The organism is Sulfuritortus calidifontis (assembly GCF_003967275.1).
Lineage (GTDB): Bacteria > Pseudomonadota > Gammaproteobacteria > Burkholderiales > Thiobacillaceae > Sulfuritortus > Sulfuritortus calidifontis.
Genome location: NZ_AP018721.1, coordinates 1,808,977 through 1,824,993, shown reverse-complemented (window position 1 = coordinate 1,824,993; position 16,017 = coordinate 1,808,977). Strand labels below are relative to the sequence as shown.

General features: G+C 66.3%; 17 protein-coding genes and 1 riboswitch. Of the genes, 12 read left to right on the top strand and 5 right to left on the bottom strand.

Annotated features, from left to right (window positions below; all coding sequences use genetic code 11):
* Positions 1-82: 82 nt before the first annotated feature.
* The 6 genes from EL388_RS09365 (at position 83) to EL388_RS09340 (ending at position 6,243) form a co-directional block, all read left to right on the top strand.
* Entirely contained in the window at positions 83-1,075 is a 993-nt protein-coding gene (locus EL388_RS09365; protein ID WP_126462835.1) for an aminoglycoside phosphotransferase family protein, read from the top strand.
* A gap of 51 nt (positions 1,076-1,126) precedes the next feature.
* Positions 1,127-1,783: an N-acetylmuramate alpha-1-phosphate uridylyltransferase MurU gene (gene murU, locus EL388_RS09360; protein ID WP_420856643.1), complete on the top strand. Its 657-nt coding sequence runs from the start codon at positions 1,127-1,129 to the stop codon at positions 1,781-1,783.
* Positions 1,773-3,080: an aminopeptidase P N-terminal domain-containing protein gene (locus tag EL388_RS09355; RefSeq protein ID WP_126462832.1), complete on the top strand. Its 1,308-nt coding sequence runs from the start codon at positions 1,773-1,775 to the stop codon at positions 3,078-3,080. Before murU ends, EL388_RS09355 begins: the two co-directional genes overlap by 11 nt.
* A complete protein-coding gene (locus tag EL388_RS09350) occupies positions 3,073-4,227 on the top strand; it encodes an FAD-dependent monooxygenase (protein ID WP_126462829.1) in 1,155 nt (384 codons plus the stop codon). Before EL388_RS09355 ends, EL388_RS09350 begins: the two co-directional genes overlap by 8 nt.
* Positions 4,228-4,359: 132 nt before the next feature.
* Positions 4,360-5,514 carry a UbiH/UbiF family hydroxylase gene (locus tag EL388_RS09345; protein WP_232019092.1) on the top strand — a complete coding sequence of 385 codons (1,155 nt, stop codon included), beginning with the start codon at positions 4,360-4,362 and terminating at the stop codon, positions 5,512-5,514.
* A gap of 15 nt (positions 5,515-5,529) precedes the next feature.
* A complete protein-coding gene (locus EL388_RS09340; RefSeq protein WP_126462823.1) occupies positions 5,530-6,243 on the top strand; it encodes a DsbC family protein in 714 nt (237 codons plus the stop codon).
* 7 nt (positions 6,244-6,250) lie between these two features.
* Here the strand turns inward: EL388_RS09340 and EL388_RS09335 are convergent, their stop codons facing one another.
* On the bottom strand, positions 6,251-6,952 hold the full coding sequence (locus EL388_RS09335) for a dienelactone hydrolase family protein (RefSeq protein WP_232019089.1): 702 nt from the start codon (positions 6,950-6,952) through the stop codon (positions 6,251-6,253).
* 463 nt (positions 6,953-7,415) lie between these two features.
* Between EL388_RS09335 and EL388_RS09330 the strand changes: the two genes are divergently transcribed.
* On the top strand, positions 7,416-8,051 hold the full coding sequence (locus EL388_RS09330) for an energy transducer TonB (protein ID WP_165919115.1): 636 nt from the start codon (positions 7,416-7,418) through the stop codon (positions 8,049-8,051).
* 44 nt (positions 8,052-8,095) lie between these two features.
* Here EL388_RS09330 and EL388_RS09325 read toward each other — a convergent pair whose 3' ends face one another.
* The 4 genes from EL388_RS09325 to apaG are packed head-to-tail and all read right to left on the bottom strand — an operon-like array spanning position 8,096 to position 10,670.
* Positions 8,096-8,296, bottom strand: coding sequence for a hypothetical protein (locus tag EL388_RS09325; RefSeq protein ID WP_126462814.1), 201 nt, complete (start codon positions 8,294-8,296; stop codon positions 8,096-8,098).
* A gap of 36 nt (positions 8,297-8,332) precedes the next feature.
* Positions 8,333-9,607, bottom strand: coding sequence for a murein transglycosylase A (mltA, locus tag EL388_RS09320; RefSeq protein WP_172599393.1), 1,275 nt, complete (start codon positions 9,605-9,607; stop codon positions 8,333-8,335).
* Positions 9,608-9,664: 57 nt separating this feature from the next.
* Positions 9,665-10,264, bottom strand: a complete 600-nt coding sequence (locus tag EL388_RS09315; RefSeq protein ID WP_126462808.1) for a class I SAM-dependent methyltransferase — start codon at positions 10,262-10,264, stop codon at positions 9,665-9,667.
* A 22-nt stretch (positions 10,265-10,286) separates the two neighbouring features.
* Positions 10,287-10,670 carry a Co2+/Mg2+ efflux protein ApaG gene (gene apaG, locus EL388_RS09310; RefSeq protein WP_126462806.1) on the bottom strand — a complete coding sequence of 128 codons (384 nt, stop codon included), beginning with the start codon at positions 10,668-10,670 and terminating at the stop codon, positions 10,287-10,289.
* A gap of 113 nt (positions 10,671-10,783) precedes the next feature.
* On the opposite strand from apaG, the gene rpe reads away from it, so the two are divergent.
* The 5 genes from rpe (at position 10,784) to trpD (ending at position 15,376) form a co-directional block, all read left to right on the top strand.
* Positions 10,784-11,470 carry a ribulose-phosphate 3-epimerase gene (gene rpe, locus EL388_RS09305; protein ID WP_126462803.1) on the top strand — a complete coding sequence of 229 codons (687 nt, stop codon included), beginning with the start codon at positions 10,784-10,786 and terminating at the stop codon, positions 11,468-11,470.
* A gap of 69 nt (positions 11,471-11,539) precedes the next feature.
* Positions 11,540-12,220 carry a phosphoglycolate phosphatase gene (locus EL388_RS09300; RefSeq protein WP_126464067.1) on the top strand — a complete coding sequence of 227 codons (681 nt, stop codon included), beginning with the start codon at positions 11,540-11,542 and terminating at the stop codon, positions 12,218-12,220.
* Positions 12,221-12,315: 95 nt separating this feature from the next.
* A complete protein-coding gene (gene trpE, locus EL388_RS09295) occupies positions 12,316-13,791 on the top strand; it encodes an anthranilate synthase component I (protein WP_420856642.1) in 1,476 nt (491 codons plus the stop codon).
* Positions 13,791-14,363, top strand: coding sequence for an anthranilate synthase component II (locus EL388_RS09290; protein ID WP_126462798.1), 573 nt, complete (start codon positions 13,791-13,793; stop codon positions 14,361-14,363). The genes trpE and EL388_RS09290 overlap by 1 nt, the downstream gene beginning before the upstream one ends.
* Entirely contained in the window at positions 14,360-15,376 is a 1,017-nt protein-coding gene (gene trpD, locus EL388_RS09285; RefSeq protein ID WP_126462795.1) for an anthranilate phosphoribosyltransferase, read from the top strand. The genes EL388_RS09290 and trpD overlap by 4 nt, the downstream gene beginning before the upstream one ends.
* 241 nt (positions 15,377-15,617) lie before the next feature.
* Positions 15,618-15,700, top strand: a riboswitch (cyclic di-GMP riboswitch).
* Positions 15,701-16,017 lie beyond the last annotated feature (317 nt).

The window sequence follows — 16,017 nt, the reverse complement described above, 5'->3', positions numbered from 1 at the left end:
GCTTGGGCGGCATGAGGTCGGGTGCGGGTGCTAGAATGCTTCGAGTTTGTTTGGGCCAGATTATCGCCCGGAACCAATTGAAATGGAAAGAATAGAAAGACTTCGTCAATGGACCGAATCGGTCCTGCCTGCTCCCTTGGTCGATTTCGAGGTGGCCTCGGCCGATGCCAGCTTCCGCCGCTACTTCCGGGCCAGGACGGCAGCGGGAAGCTTCATCGTCATGGACGCCCCGCCGAGCCACGAGGATTGCCGGCCCTATCTGCACGTCGCCCGCCTGTTCCGGGCGGCCGGGGCCAACACCCCGGAGATCCTGGCCGAGAACCTGGAAGAGGGGTTCCTGCTGCTGTCCGATTTCGGCAATACCACCTATCTGGCCGCGCTGAACGACCAGACGGCCGACCGGCTCTATCTCGACGCCAATGCCGCCCTGATCCAGATCCAGGCGGCCAGCCGGCCGGGTGAACTGCCGGATTACGACGAGGCTCTGCTCACGCGCGAGCTGCAGCTGTTCCCCGAGTGGTATCTGGCCAAGCACCTCCGGATCGAGGCCTCTGCGCAGCAGAAGGCCGTGCTCGACAGCACCTTCCGCGCCATCCTCGCCAACAATCTGGCTCAGCCCAGGGTCTATGTCCACCGCGACTGGCACTCGCGCAACCTGATGGTGACCGAGCCCAATCCCGGCGTGCTCGATTTCCAGGACGCGGTCTACGGACCGATCACCTACGATCTGGTGTCGATCTACAAGGATGCCTACATCAAGTGGGACGAGGAAAGGGTGCTCGACTGGGTGATCCGCTATTGGCAGGCGGCGCGCAAGGCCAATCTGCCGGTGTCGGCCGACTTCGCCGACTTCTACCGCGACTTCGAGTGGATGGGCGTACAACGCCACATCAAGGTGCTGGGCATCTTCGCCCGGCTCTACCACCGCGACGGCAAGGAGGGTTATCTCAAGGACATGCCGCTGGTCATGCACTATCTGCGCCGCGCCTGCGAGCGCTACAACGCCCTCGGTCCCTTCCTGCGCTTCCTCGACCAGTTGGAAGGCCGGCAGGCCGAAGTGGGTTATACCTTCTGAATGACCGCGCCCTATAAAGCCATGATTTTGGCCGCTGGGCTGGGCGAGCGCATGCGCCCCCTGACCGAGCACACGCCCAAGCCCCTGCTCAGGGCCGGCGGCAAGCCCTTGATCGTCTGGCAGATCGAGCGGCTCAAGCGGGCCGGCTTCGAGCGCCTGGTCATCAACCATGCGCACCTGGGCCTGCAGATCGAACGCGAGCTGGGCGACGGCAGCGCCTACGGAGTGGGCATCGCCTATTCCGACGAGGGGGTGCCGCTGGAGACGGCCGGCGGCATCGTCACCGCCCTGCACCTTTTGGGCGATGCCCCTTTCGTCGTGACCAACGGCGATGTCTACACCGAGTTCGATTATGGCCGCCTGCGGCCGGTGTTGCAGGACATGGCAGGCAATCCCGATCACCTCGCCCACCTCGTACTGGTCGACAACCCGCCGCATCACCCGCAGGGCGACTTCGTGTTGAATGCCGGGAAGGTCGTGGCGGAGGGCGAAGGCAAACTCACCTTTTCCGGCATCGGCTGCTACCGGCCGGCGCTGTTCGCCGGCCTCAGGCCCGGCGCGAAGGCGGCGCTGGCACCGCTGCTGCGCCGGGCCATGGCCGAGGGCCGGGTGAGCGGTGAGCACTTCACCGGCCGCTGGCAGGACATCGGCACCCCCGAGCGCCTGGCCGCGCTCGACCGCGAACTGGAGTTGCGTCATGTCGCCTGACCTCGAGGCCTGCCGTCAGCGCCGCCTGCGGGTGCTGGAGCGGATGGGCGAGGGCGTGATGGTGATCGCCACCGCGCCGGAGGTGGTGCGCAACCGCGATGCCCACTATCCCTATCGTTTCGACAGCTATTTCTATCACCTTACCGGCTTCACCGAACCCGAGGCGGTGCTGGTGCTGGTCGCCGGCAGCCAGCCGCAACAGGTCCTGTTTTGCCGGGAGAAGAACGAGGAGCGCGAGATCTGGGACGGCTTTCGTCACGGCCCCGAGGCGGCGCGCGCGGCCTTCGGCTTCGATGCCGCCCATGCCGTGGGCGAGTTGGACGACATCCTGCCCCAGCTGCTGGAGAACCAGCCGGCGCTGCACTACATCATCGGCCGCGATCCGGCCTGGGATGCCCGGGTGCTGGGTTGGCTCAACGCCGTGCGCGGCAAGGCGCGCAGCGGGGTGTCGGCGCCGGACAGGCTGATCGATGCGCGCGGCCTGCTCGACGAGCTGCGCCTGCTCAAGGACGCGCACGAACAGGCCCTGATGCGGCGCGCCGCCGAGATCTCCGCCGCCGCCCATGTCGCCGCCATGCGCGCCACCCGGCCCGGTCGTTTCGAGCACGAGATCGAGGCCGAGCTGCTCTATCAGTTCCGCCGCCAGGGCGCCGAGGCGCCGGCCTATACCTCCATCGTCGCCGGCGGCGCCAACGCCTGCGTGCTGCATTACGTGTTCAACAATCAGCCGCTCAAGGCGGGCGACCTGCTCCTGACCGACGCCGGCGCCGAATACCGCGGCTATGCTGCCGACATCACCCGCACCTTTCCGGTCAGCGGCAGATTCACCGGCGCCCAGCGCGATGCCTACGAGATCGTGCTCGCCGCCCAGGCCGCGGCCATCGCCCAGGTGGCGCCGGGCAAGAGCTGGCAGGCGCCGCATGAGGCGGCGTTGAAGGTGCTCACCCGGGGCATGGTCGATCTGGGCCTGCTCAAGGGCGAGGTCGACGGCCTGATCGAGAGCGAGGCCTACAAGCGTTTCTACATGCATCGCACCGGCCACTGGCTCGGCCTGGACGTGCACGATGCCGGCGAATACAAACGGGCCGGCGTGTGGCGCCCCCTGCAGCCGGGCATGACCCTGACCGTGGAGCCGGGCCTCTACATCCGCCCGGCCGACGACGTGCCTAAGACCCTGTGGAACATCGGCATCCGCATCGAGGACGATGCCCTGGTGACGGAAAACGGCTGCGAGATCCTGACCCACGGCGTGCCCAAAGCGGTGACGCAGATCGAGGAGATCGTCGGCCGTGACTGAACACGTCGATATCGCGATAGTCGGTGGTGGGCCGGTCGGCGCCGCCCTGGCAGCCGCGCTCGCCGGCGGCGATTACCGCGTCGCGGTGCTGGAGGCGCGCAGCCGCCTCGCCGCACAAGATCCGCGCGCCATTGCCCTGTCGCAGGGGGCGCGCCTGATCCTGGAACGCCTCGGCGCCTGGTCCGACTTGGCCGACCAGGCGACCGCCATCGAGAGCATCCACGTCTCCCAGCGCGGCGGTTTCGGCCGGGCCGAGTTGCTGGCCGCGGAGCTGGGCGTGCCGGCCCTGGGCTACGTCACCCGATACGGCGACCTTTATGCCGCCCTGGCCGGGCAATTGCAGCAGAGCGGGGCGATGCTGCTGACCGGGGCCCAGGTCAGCGCGATCCGTTCGACCAGTGCTTATGGCGTGGTCGAGTTTCAGCGCGATGGGATCGATCACCTGCTCAGCGCCGATCTGGTGGTGCTGGCCGACGGCGGCAAGAGCCTGCCGGGCCGGCAAGCGGTGAAGGACTATGGCCAGACGGCCGTCATCTGCACCGTCACCACCGCTCAGCCGCACAGGCAGCGCGCCTACGAGCGTTTCACCCCGGAAGGCCCGATGGCGCTGCTGCCTTTGGGCGAGGCCTATGCCCTGGTCTGGACGGTGCCGAACGCCAAGGCCGAGGCGGTGCTGGCGCTCACCGATGCGGCCTTCCTCGCGCGCTTGCACGAACGCTTCGGCGAGCGCCAGGGCCGCTTCCTCACGGCCTCCGGGCGCGCGGCCTTTCCGCTGCGCATGATCACCAGCGAGCCGGCGCAGGCGCCGCGCCTTTTGCGCATCGGCAACGCCGCCCAGACCCTGCACCCGGTGGCCGGCCAGGGCTTCAACCTCGGCCTGCGCGATGCCTGGCATCTTGCCCAGCTGATATGGGATGCCGACAAGGCGATGTTGGGCAGCGCGGAGTTTTGCGCCCGCTATCAGGCCCGGCGCGCTCCCGATGTGCGGGGCGGCATGGCGATGACCGACCTCATGGTCGAGCTGTTCTCCAATGATCATTTCGTCCTGCGCCATGGCCGCGGTCTGGGTCTGGCCTTGATGGATGCGCTGCCGCCGCTGAAGAAGGCCTTCGCGCGCAAGATGATGTTCGGGGCCCAGGCATGGTGAGTCGCTACGATATCGTGATTGTCGGGGCAGTGCGAGCAGGGAGCAGGGGCCCCGTCGTGGACGGGGATGCGAGCGGCCGCGAGTCACCGCCGGCCGCCGACAAGGGATGCATTCGTTACGAAGGATATTGCTGTGAGTGAACGTAATGCCTTCGATGTTGTGATTGTCGGCGGCGGCCTGGCCGGCGCCGCCTTCGCCCTGGCCCTGCGCGCCACCGCCTGGCGCGTGGCCCTGGTCGAACCCAGGCCGCCGCGCGATCCGGGCGAGGATTGGGACGCCCGCGTCTATGCCTACAGCCCGGCCAACGTCGCCTGGCTGCGCGAACTGGGCGCCTGGGATGCGACCGTGCGCAACCAGCCGGTCCATGCCATGCGCATCGCCGGCGACGCCGGCGGCCATCTTGTCTTCGATGCCCTGGATGCCGGCCTGCCCGAGCTCGCCTTTATCGCCGAGAGCAAACGCCTGCACCATGCCCTGTGGCAGGGCCTGCGCGCGGCCGGCAATATCGACCTGGTCGTGGCCGAGACCGCGGCCGTCGTCTGGGGCGCGACCGAACATGAACTGGTCTTGGCCGACGGCCGCCGCCTGCAGGCCGGCCTTCTGGTCGGGGCCGACGGCGCCCATTCCTGGCTGCGGACCCAGGCCAATATCGGCCTTGCGCTCGAGGACTACCATCACGTCGGCGTGGTGGCCAATTTCGAGTGCGAACGGCCGCATCGCGGCATCGCCTACCAGTGGTTCCGTCATGACGGGGTGCTCGCCTACCTGCCTCTGCCGGGCCAGCGCGTCTCCATCGTCTGGTCCACCACGCCGGAGCAGGCCGAGGCGCTCATGGCCCTGCCGGCGCAGGCATTCGCCGCCGAGGTGGCCGCGGCCGGCCGGCAGCGCCTGGGTGCATTGAGGCTGGTAACCTCGCCCCAGGGCTTTCCGCTCAAGCGCCGGCGGGCCGAGGAATGGGTGCGGCCGGGCCTGGTGTTGATCGGCGACGCCGCCCATACCGTGCATCCCCTTGCCGGGCAGGGCATCAACCTCGGTTTTCGCGATGCCCGGATGCTGGCCCATGCCCTGCACGATACCCAGCGCGCGCCGGGCGATCTCGGCCGCCTGCAGGCCTACGCCCTGCGTCGGGACGAGGATGTCCGCTCGGTGCAGTTGGTCACCGGCGGCCTGAAGAAACTCTTTGGCAGCGAGGATGGTCTAGTGCGCTGGCTGCGCAATACCGGCCTGTCCATGACCGACAGCCAGAACTGGCTGAAACAGGCGCTCATGCGCCATGCGATTCAATAACCTGAGGAACCTTTCATGCGTTTGCTGCTTGCCGTATTGCTCTCTACCCTGACTTTCCACGCCCTGGCCGGCGAGGCCGAAGTCCGCAAGGCCTTCGAGGCCCGTTTCCCCGGCTCCAAGGTGAGCAGCGTGAGCAAGACGCCTTTGCCGGGGATTTATGAAATCGTGGCCGACGACAACCAGCTGGCCTATGTCGACGAAAAGGCCGAATACCTGGTGCTGGGCGAGGTGATCGATCTCAAGAACCGGCGCAACCTGACCCGGGAAAAGGTCGATCAGCTGATGGCCATCCGCTTCGACAGCCTGCCGTTGCAGAACGCGATCAAGTTCGTCAAGGGCGACGGCAAGCGAACGCTCGCCGTGTTCTCCGATGTCGACTGCCCCTTCTGCAAGCGGCTGGAGCCGGAACTGGCCAAGCTCGACAACGTCACCATCTACATGTTTCCTTACCCCATCGCCAGCCTGCATCCGAACGCAGGACAGAAATCGAAGCAGATCTGGTGCAGCAAGGACCGGGCCCAGGTCTGGCAGGACCTGATGCTGCGTGGCAAGCAGCCGGCCAAGGTGGCCGACTGCAAGAACCCGGTGGATGAGAACGTGGCCTTCGGCCAGAAGCTCGGCATCAGCGGCACCCCGACTTTGGTGTTCGCCAATGGCCGCCGGGTGCCGGGCTACATCCAGGCCGACAAGATCGAGGCCCTGCTCAAGGAGGCCGGCAAGGCCAAGTAATCGACGCTCAGCGGCAGCCGCCGCCGGGGCTGAGTTTCATCCAACGCGTGAGCCACTCCTTCGCCCGCTGCCGGGCGTGACGGGTGGCGATCTTTTCTTCCGGCCCCTGGTCGGCGCGGAAATCGAAGGCGCGCCGGGCCAGGGGATAGACTTGGTATTCCACCGGCACGCCGCGTTCCCACAAGGCGTAAAAGGCACGGCCGCCGTTGATCCGACGCAGCTCGAAATCGGCCTCGCCGATCAGGAACAGCATCGGCGTGCTGATCTGCATGATCTCCGACGCGGTGCGAAACAGCTGATCCGGTTCCGGCGCGTTCGGATTCTGCATATGCCCGTAATAGCTGACAATGGCGGCGACATCCTTCGGCCGCTTGGCGGCCAGGCGGATGGCGTAATAGGGGCCGCGTGACTGGCCGACGATGCCGACCGGCATCTTGCATGCTCTGGGGTGCTTCATCAGGAAGTCCATGGCCGCCTCGACATCGAGTTCGGTCTCCGGGTTGTGTTCCGAGGGCCAGCGCTCGATCATGCGCCCGCTCTGCCAGTCCGGCATCACCACCAGAAAGCCCTGTTCCGCCAGTTCCGCGATGTGCTTGCGCTCGTTCTCGTCGATGCCGCGCTTGGCGTGGATGAACAGTACCGGCGGGAAGGGACCCTTGCCCTCGGGGATGGCGATGTCCACCGGCACGTCGGCACCCGGGGTCTTCAAGGTGGCTTGCTCTATCTGCACGGCCGCGGCCAGGCCGGGCAGCAGGGCTAGGAGCCTGTCGGACTTAACACCCCGTGCGCGCCGGCCCGCTGCGGGATGCAGCGCAAGGCGGCGGGGCGCGCCGTAGTGCGTGCCACTACAAGCGCCCCGCAACGCGGCGATGCGCCCGCAGCGGGCCGGCCCTTCGGGTTGCCCCGACAAAGCGCGTCTGCGGCGTTGCGAAGCTTGCGAAGGGAACGACCATTCGCCGCGCCTCGCGCCTTGCATCCATCGCTTTGTCGGGGCAACGCGCATGGGGGATTAAGTCCGACAGGCTCCTAGGAGCGCCAGCAGGCGGGCGAGGGATTTCATCGAGGTCTCCTTGGGTTTATGCGTGTGCGGATTCTAGCCAAGCGCCTGCTTTGCAGCGCGGTGCATTTATACTGGCCGCATGTCTTTGTCCGCTGCTGTTTTCCAGAAAACCATGCGTACGCCGCTGGCGCGGGCCTTGCTTTTGTCGGCGGCGCTGCATCTGGCCGTGCTTGGTCTGATCCAGGTTGCGCCGGTCAGCTACGAAGCGGCCGTGACGGTGCTGCAGGTGAATCTGCCCGAGCCGGGCCCGGCCGGGGCGGCAGCGATCACGACGCCGGCTGCGAAGGAGCCGGCAGAAACGCTTGCCGAACCATCGCCGCCTGCACCACAACCGACACTGGCTGAAACCCCGGCACCCCAGGCGGTTCCGCAGGTGGCAGCGGTTTCAGAACCGGCTCGGCCGGCAAAGAGCGAGCCCGTCGGGGCGCTCAGCCTGCCGTCGCCGGTCGATCCGCGCTGGTATGGCGCCCGCGAGGTCGACACGCATCCCCGCGCCTTGAGCCGGATCGAGCCCATCTATCCCGAGGCGGCGCGCCGGCGCGGCCAGACCGGCTGGGTGAAGTTGCGCCTGATGATCGACGAGTATGGCCAAGTGAAGGAGGCGGAAGTGATCGAGGCCTCGCCGCCCGGCGTGTTTGATGCGGCGGCCTTGCAGGCCTTCGAGCCGGCGCGCTTCGAACCGGCCCGCAGACAGGGCCGGCCGGTGCGTTATGAGGGATATTTCAGGGTGATGTTCGAACTGGATTGAGTTCGAACCGAAGGCTGCGGGGCCGGTGGCGAAAGGCCACGGCCTCAGGCGTAGACGTCGACGTTCTGACCCAGATGGTCGGGATTGGTCGAGGCCGACTGATTCGAGGGCTGAACCTGTTCGGCCTGTTGGGCGACCATTTGCGCCACGCGCTGCTCGGATTCGGCGGCGGTCTTCAACGCAATCTGGCCGACCTCGGCCGCATAACGCGCCTGACTGGCTGCCAAGGAGGAGATGGCTTCCATCGCACGCTCCTGATGGGGATGTTTCAAACGGTTTCTTTATAACCCAGATTTGCCGTTTGTGCCAGTCAAAACAAGGGGATAGTCTCTAGGTAGAAATACCCATGTCCGTCCCTTCTGCTTCATCGCCCCGGCCTGCTGGCCGGCCACCTCGCCGAAGCCCCAGAAGAAGTCGGCCCGGACGTTGCCGCGGATGGCGCCGCCGGTGTCCTGGGCCAGCATCAGCCGGTTGAGCGGCTCGGGCGAATTGGGCCGGGTCGTGGCCAGCCAGATCGGGGCCCCCAGCGGGATGGCGCGGGGGTCGATGGCGACGCTGCGTTCGGCCGTGAGCGGCACCCCCAGCGCCCCGAGCGGGCCGGACAGGTGGTTCGGCAGTTCCCGGAAGAAGACATAGCTCGGGTTGGTGTTGAGCAGGGTGGCCAGCTTTTCCGGGTTTTTCCGCGCCCAGTCCTTGATGCCCTGCATCGAGGCCTTGTCCAGGGTCAGCTCGCCCTGGTCGACCAGCCACTTGCCGATCGACTTGTAGGGGTGGCCGTTCTGGTCGGCATAGCCCACCCGCATCATCTCGCCGTTCTCCAGCTGCACCCGGCCGGAGCCCTGGATCTGCAGGAAAAACAGCTCGATCGGATCGTCCACCCAGACCAGCTCCTTGCCGCGCACCGGGGCGTTGCCGGCCTCGATCTCGGCCCGGCTGAAATAAGGCACCACCCGCTTGCCCTGCAGGCGCCCGCGCAGGCGCAGATTTTTCAGTTCCGGGTAGAGACTGGCCAGATCGACGATGAGCAGATCATCGGGTGCGGCATAGAGCGGGTAGATGTAGTTGCCGCCGAAGCTGCGGCTGCCACGCAGCAGGGGCTCGTAATAGCCGGTGATCAGGCCTTCGTCGCCGCTTTCGGCCTGCTCCACCTGATAGGGACGGAAATGGCTTTCGAAGAAGCGGCGGATGCCCTCGGCATCGGACCGGCTGACCTGTTCCGCGGCCTGGCAGGTTCGGGCCCAGGCCGGTTGCCGCTTCAGGCCCTTGCAGGATTGGAGCAGGGCCGGCCAGGCCTGGGTTAAGTCGTCCTCGGCCCAGCCGGGCAGGCTCTTGAACTCCGCGGCCTTGAGCCAGGGCATGGGCGCCGGTGTGGCCGGGGTTGTCGGTTCGGTCACTGCGGGCGGCGTGGCGCTTGGGGTCTCCGCTGCGTTCGGGGCCGTGGGGGTGATCGCGGATTCGGCGCTGCTGACGGGTTTTGCGGTTTGCTCGGCCGGCGGGGGCGGGGTGGCGCAGCCGGCCAGCAGGGCCAGCAGCAGAAGGATCGGGGTCGGTTTCACTGCGGAAAGGATTCCAGGAAAAACATTCGGGCGAAGGCGGCCGAGTATAGCAAGCCCTCAGTCCGCCTTGCGCAGCACGATCAGGCGGAACCAGCCGGAGAGCAGGGCGGGCTCGTCGCTGACCAGTTCCAGTTCGGGGTGCTGTTCGAGCAGGGACTCGAAGACGACATCGAGCCGGGTTGCTAGGCGGCGCGAGATCGGGTTGAGCAGCCGGCGCAGCGGTGCGGATTCGCCGGGTTTGAGGAATTTGTCCAGGATATGGATGCTGCCGCCCGGCTTCACCACGCGCACCGCCTCGGCCAGGCAGGCGGCCGGGTCGGGCACCACGGCCAGGATCAGGTGCAGCACCACATGGTCGAATCGGGCATCGGCGAAAGGCAGGCATTGGCTGTCGCCCTGGAGCAGGTCGATCGCCAGGCCGCGGCTGCGCGGCCGGGCGCGCTCCAGCATGGCCCGGGTGAGATCGATGCCGGTGTAGCGGTGCTGCGGGGGCAGATGGGGCAGGTCCAGGCCGGTGCCGATGCCCGGGATGAGCACCTCGGCCGTCGGCCGTTCGGCCAGGGCCGCCAGACTGCGGGCCCGCAGCCGCGCCGAAGGGGCGGCGATCAGGGCGTCGTAGATGGGGGCGAAGAGGGTGTAGCTGTGCTTGAGGGACACGGGCTCGCGGGCGCCGTCCGGCTCAATGCAGGACGCGCGGGATGCTCAGGACGAATTCGGGAATCTCGGCCTCGAAGGCCTGACCGTCCTCCGCCATCATCTGATAGCTGCCCTTCATGGTGCCGACCGGCGTGGCCAGGGCGGTGCCGCTGGTGTACTCGAAGCTGTCGCCCGGCTTGAGCAAGGGTTGTTCTCCTACCACGCCCAGGCCTTTGACCTCCTGGGTTTCCTGGTTAGCGTCGGTGATGTGCCAGTAGCGCGAGATCAGCTGGGCGGCCACCTCGCCGGTATTGGTGATGGTGATGGTGTAGGCGAAGACGTAACGGTTGGCCGCCTCGTCCGATTGCTCGGGGATGTAGGTCGCGACCGGGGTCACGGTGATCTCGTATTTCCTGTTGTCCGACATGGTCTTTCGCTTCCGAGTGGGGTCCGATTACACGCCATTTGTACCGGCCTGTCCAGAGCAGGCCGCTAGCGGCTAAAATGCCGGTTTTCGTATAGCGTATTGAGGAAAGCATCATGTCGAAGTTCCGCATCGCCCCCAGCATCCTGTCCGCCAACTTCGCCAAGCTGGGCGAGGAGGTGGACAACGTCCTCGCCGCCGGCGCCGACATCGTCCACTTCGACGTGATGGATAACCACTACGTGCCCAACCTGACCATCGGCCCTCTGGTCTGCGAGGCCCTGCGCAAGCACGGCGTCACCGCGCCGATCGACGTGCACCTGATGGTCAAGCCGGTCGACCGCATCATCCCCGACTTCGCCAAGGCCGGCGCCACCTACATCACCTTCCACCCCGAGGCCTCCGAGCACATCGACCGCACCATCGGCCTGATCCGCGATTCCGGCTGCAAGCCTGGCCTGGTGTTCAACCCGGCCACGCCGCTCGACGTGCTGGAGTACACCCTGGACAAGCTCGACATGGTCCTGCTGATGTCGGTCAACCCCGGTTTCGGCGGCCAGAAGTTCATCCCCTACGTGCTGGACAAGGCGCGCCGCGTGCGCCAGATGATCTCGGCCCGCGGCCTGGACGTCAGTCTGGAGATCGACGGCGGCGTCGGTCCGGCCAACATCCTGGAAGTGGCCAAGGCCGGCGTCGACACCTTCGTCGCCGGTTCCGCCGTGTTCGGTGCCGCCAAGGACAGCGACCCGCATCGTTATGACAGCATCATCGCCGCCCTGCGCGCCGAGCTGGCCAAGGCCTGAAGAAGTGGCCATCAGTTGGTGGTTTGCAGGCGTCAGCCACTGCCAACTGAATACGGCCAATTGAATACTATGAATGCTCCTATTGCTATCAAAGCTGTCGTCATCGACCTCGACGGCACCCTGCTCGACACCGCGCCGGATCTGGCCGATGCCGCCATGGCCATGGCCGACGAGCTTGGCTTGCCGCCGATCACCCTGGACGAGGTGAAGACCTATATCGGCAACGGCGTCTCCCGTCTGGTCAAGCGCGTGCTCACCCGCGACATGGAGGCCGACCCGGCGCCGGAGCTGTTCGGCCGCGCCCTGCCGGCTTTCGAGAAACACTACGCCAACTGGGTCAGCCGCAAGAGCCGGCCCTTTCCCGGCGTGGTCGAAGGCCTCGAGGCGTTCAAGGCCATGGGCCTGCATCTGGCCTGCATCACCAACAAGGCCGAGCGCTTCACCCATCCACTGCTCAAGGACACCGGCCTCATCGATTACTTCGAGCTGATCCTTTCCGGCGACACCCTACCCGAGAAGAAGCCCTCGCCCCTGCCCCTGCTGCATGCCTGCCAGGTGTTCGGCATCGAGCCCTCCGAGCTGCTGCTGATCGGCGATTCGCTCAACGACACCCAGGCCGCGCGCGCCGCCGGCTGCCACGTGTTTTGCGTGCCTTACGGTTACAACCGCGGCCGGCCGGTGACCGAGCTCGACCTGGATGCCGTGGTGCCCAGCCTGCTGGAAGCCAGCAAGCTGATCAGCAAGGCGTGAACATGACCCTCATGGAGATGACCCTCGATCGGCGATGGCGATGGCGGCACTGACCCTGCCTGCATCGATCGCAACCGATATCCATGAGGACCACCATGACTGAACAGGAATTCAACGACCTGGCCCGCCAGGGCTACAACCGCATCCCCCTGGTGAAGAGCCTGCCGGCGGACCTCGACACGCCGCTGGCGATCTATCTCAAGCTGGCCAACCAGCCTTATTCCTATCTTCTGGAATCGGTGGTCGGTGGCGAGCGTTTCGGCCGCTATTCCTTCATCGGCCTGCCGGCGCGCACCGTGCTCCGGGTGCACGGGCATTTCGTCAGCGTCGAGCAGGAGGGCAAGCAGGTCGAGCAGTGCGATGCGGCCGATCCGCTCGCCTTCGTCGAGCAGTATCTACGGCGGTTCAAGGCCGCCGCGCCCCACGGGCTGCCGCGTTTCCCCGGTGGCCTGTGCGGCTACTTCGGCTATGACACCGTGCGCTATATCGAGAACAAGCTCGCGCACACGCACAAGCCGGACGTGCTGGGCACGCCCGACATCCTGCTGCTGCTGACCGATGAATTGGCCGTGGTCGACAACCTGTCCGGCCAGTTGAGCCTGATCGTCTATGCCGACCCGATGCAGCCCGAGGCCTATGTCACGGCCCAGGCGCGTCTGCGCGAGTTGGCGGGCCAGTTGCGCAAACCGGTGACGCCGCCTGCGGGCGAGCGGGGCGAGGCAGCCGAGGCGGTGTCCGAATTCGGCGAGGCCGGCTTCAAGGCCGCGGTGGACAAGGCCAAAAAATACATCGTCGAGGGCGACATCATGCAGGTGGTGCTCTCCCAGCGCATGAGCCGGCCGTTCAAGGCGCATCCCTTGTCCCTCTATCGCAGCCTGCGCAGCCTGAACCCCTCGCCCTACATGTTCTATTACGACATGGGCAACTTCCATGTGGTCGGTGCCTCGCCGGAAATCCTGGTACGGCTGGAGGGCGACACCGTCACCGTGCGGCCCATCGCCGGCACCCGGCCGCGCGGCGTCACGCGCGAGGAGGACTTGAAGTTCGAGCAGGAACTGCTGGCCGATCCCAAGGAGCTGGCCGAGCACGTGCAGCTGATGGACCTCGGCCGCAACGATGCCGGCCGCGTCGCCCAGACCGGCTCGGTCAAGGTCACCGAGAACATGGTGATCGAGCGTTACTCCCACGTCATGCACATCGTGTCCAACGTCGAGGCCAAGCTGAAACCCGACCTCAACGCGATGGACGTGCTGCGCGCCACCTTCCCGGCCGGCACCGTGTCCGGCGCGCCCAAGGTGCGGGCAATGGAGATCATCGACGAGTTGGAGCCGACCAAGCGCGGCATCTACGCCGGCGCCGTGGGTTACCTCGGCTTCAACGGCGACATGGACCTGGCCATCGCCATCCGCACCGCGGTGATCAAGGATCAGACCCTCTACGTCCAGGCCGGCGCCGGCATCGTCGCCGACTCGGTGCCCGACAACGAATGGACCGAGACCCGCAACAAGGCGCGCGCCGTGCTGCGCGCGGCCGAGCTTGCCCTGGCCGGCATCGAAGGGGAGATCGAATAATGCTCCTGATGATCGACAACTACGACTCCTTCACCTACAACCTGGTGCAGTACTTCGGCGAACTGGGCGAGGAGGTGAAGGTCTTCCGCAACGATGAGATCGACCTCGATGCCATCGCGGCGCTCAAGCCTGACCGCATCGTGATCTCACCCGGGCCCTGCACGCCGAACGAGGCCGGGGTGTCGGTGCCGCTGATCAAGGCCATGGCCGGCAAGGTGCCGATCCTGGGGGTCTGCCTGGGCCACCAGAGCATCGGCCAGGCCTTCGGCGGCCGCATCGTGCACGCCAAACAGCTCATGCACGGCAAGACCTCGATGATCCAGCACAAGGACATCGGCGTCTTCCGCGGCCTGCCCAATCCCTTCCGCGCCACGCGCTACCACTCGCTGGTGATCGAGCGCGAGAGCCTGCCCGACTGCCTGGAGATCACCGCCTGGACCGAGGACGGCGAGATCATGGGCGTGCGCCACAAGACCCTGGCGGTGGAGGGCGTGCAGTTCCATCCGGAATCGATCCTGACCGAATATGGCCACGAGCTCTTGGCGAACTTTCTCAAGGAGACCGTGCGATGAGCCTGAACTACCCCGGTCTGCTGACCAAGCTGATCGCGCACGAGAATCTCTCGCGCGAGGAGATGCACGATCTGATGCGCGCGATCATGACCGGTGGCCTCACCCCGGCCCAGATCGCCGGTGCCATCATGGCCTTGCGCATCAAGGGCGAGACCGTGACCGAGCTGGCCGCCGCCGCCGAGGTGATGCGCGAGCTGTCGACCAAGGTGCCGCTCGCGGGCGTCGATCACCTGGTCGACACCTGCGGCACCGGCGGCGACGGCGCCCACACCTTCAACATCTCCACCGCCGCGGCCTTCGTCGCGGCGGCGGCCGGGGCGCATGTGGCCAAGCACGGCGGCCGTTCGGTCTCGTCCAAGTGCGGTAGCGCCGACGTGCTGGAGGCGCTCGGCATCAAGGTCGATCTGCCGCCCGAGCGCATCGCCCAGGCCGTGCGCGAGATCGGCGTCGGCTTCATGTTCGCGCCCCATCACCACTCCGCCATGAAGCACGCCGCCCCGGTGCGGCGCGAACTCGGCGTGCGCACCCTGTTCAATCTGCTCGGCCCCATGACCAACCCGGCCGGCGCGCCCAACCAGGTGCTCGGCGTCTTCCACCGCGACCTGGTGCCGCTCCTGGCCGCCGTGCTGCGCGAACTGGGCAGCCGCCATGTCCTGGTGGTGCATGCCGCCGATGGCCTGGACGAGCTAAGCCTGGGCGGCGTCAGCTTCGTCGCCGAACTGAAGGATGGCGAGATCAAGGAATACGCCGTGCAGCCGGCCGACTTCGGCCTGGTCCATTGCCCGTCCGAGCAACTCGCCGTGGCCGACATCGACGAGGCCAAGCTGCGCTTCATGCGCGCCTTCGACGACCTGGAATCGGCCGAACACGACATCGTCGCCTTCAACGCCGGCGCGGCGATCTATGTCGCCGGCGTCGCCGACTCGCTGGCAGCCGGCATAGCCAAGGCGCGCGAGGTGCTCGCCTCGGGCGCGGCCAAGAAGAAGCTCAAGGAGCTGATGGCCTTCGCCTGAACGGATGGGCGAAATTGGCGCCCCCGGCACGAATCGAACGTGCGACCCTCCCCTTAGGGGGGTGGTCAAGAAAGTAACCGCCTTGTAAGCGGTAGGTTGTCTGTTCGAGTCAGGCTGCCGGCACCAGCCGCTATCTGCCATTGAGCGGGCGAGGCATGCTTTCCGCTGGTATATAGCCTTTCTAGATAAGCAGTGCTACGTAATTGACGCTTTTCCTGGGCCGGATTTAGGATGTGTTCGTCCTTGAAAAGGGCAAATCCATCGAGCGATGGGCATAAAATAGTCGGCCTGAGGGACAGGTTTCAAGGCGGCGAGATTGCCAAGAAGGCAGGCTGTGCGTTGTCGAGCTGCACAGTTTTAAAATCGCCGCTGTTCGTTCCTTGGCGCAGCGCAGCCAACATAGTGACTAAATGCCGGCAATGAACGGCAATATGGGGTGGGAATGCGAACAACGATTCAGGGAAGGATCGGCGGGCGCGGCAATTGGGCGGTGAGTCTTGCCCATTTGTCAGCGCGCTTTATTGCGTCGGTCATCGCAAGACACTATCGGGCAGCGCATCAGGCGCTTGCGCGGCTTGTCGCCAGCGGCCCTGAAACAAATACCTGCAACATCGATCCCGCGCAAACGTCCTCCGGGGAAA

Bases quoted from the DNA above. Each gene is read 5' to 3' on its own strand.
- EL388_RS09365 (WP_126462835.1), top strand. From the start codon at position 83: ATGGAAAGAATAGAAAGACTTCGTCAATGGACCGAATCGGTCCTGCCT.
- murU (WP_420856643.1), top strand. From the start codon at position 1,127: ATGCGCCCCCTGACCGAGCACACGCCCAAGCCCCTGCTCAGGGCCGGC.
- EL388_RS09355 (WP_126462832.1), top strand. From the start codon at position 1,773: ATGTCGCCTGACCTCGAGGCCTGCCGTCAGCGCCGCCTGCGGGTGCTG.
- EL388_RS09340 (WP_126462823.1), top strand. From the start codon at position 5,530: ATGCGTTTGCTGCTTGCCGTATTGCTCTCTACCCTGACTTTCCACGCC.
- EL388_RS09330 (WP_165919115.1), top strand. From the start codon at position 7,416: ATGCGTACGCCGCTGGCGCGGGCCTTGCTTTTGTCGGCGGCGCTGCAT.
- EL388_RS09325 (WP_126462814.1), bottom strand. From the start codon at position 8,296: ATGGAAGCCATCTCCTCCTTGGCAGCCAGTCAGGCGCGTTATGCGGCC.
- apaG (WP_126462806.1), bottom strand. From the start codon at position 10,670: ATGTCGGACAACAGGAAATACGAGATCACCGTGACCCCGGTCGCGACC.
- rpe (WP_126462803.1), top strand. From the start codon at position 10,784: ATGTCGAAGTTCCGCATCGCCCCCAGCATCCTGTCCGCCAACTTCGCC.
- EL388_RS09300 (WP_126464067.1), top strand. From the start codon at position 11,540: ATGAATGCTCCTATTGCTATCAAAGCTGTCGTCATCGACCTCGACGGC.
- trpE (WP_420856642.1), top strand. From the start codon at position 12,316: ATGACTGAACAGGAATTCAACGACCTGGCCCGCCAGGGCTACAACCGC.
- EL388_RS09290 (WP_126462798.1), top strand. From the start codon at position 13,791: ATGCTCCTGATGATCGACAACTACGACTCCTTCACCTACAACCTGGTG.
- trpD (WP_126462795.1), top strand. From the start codon at position 14,360: ATGAGCCTGAACTACCCCGGTCTGCTGACCAAGCTGATCGCGCACGAG.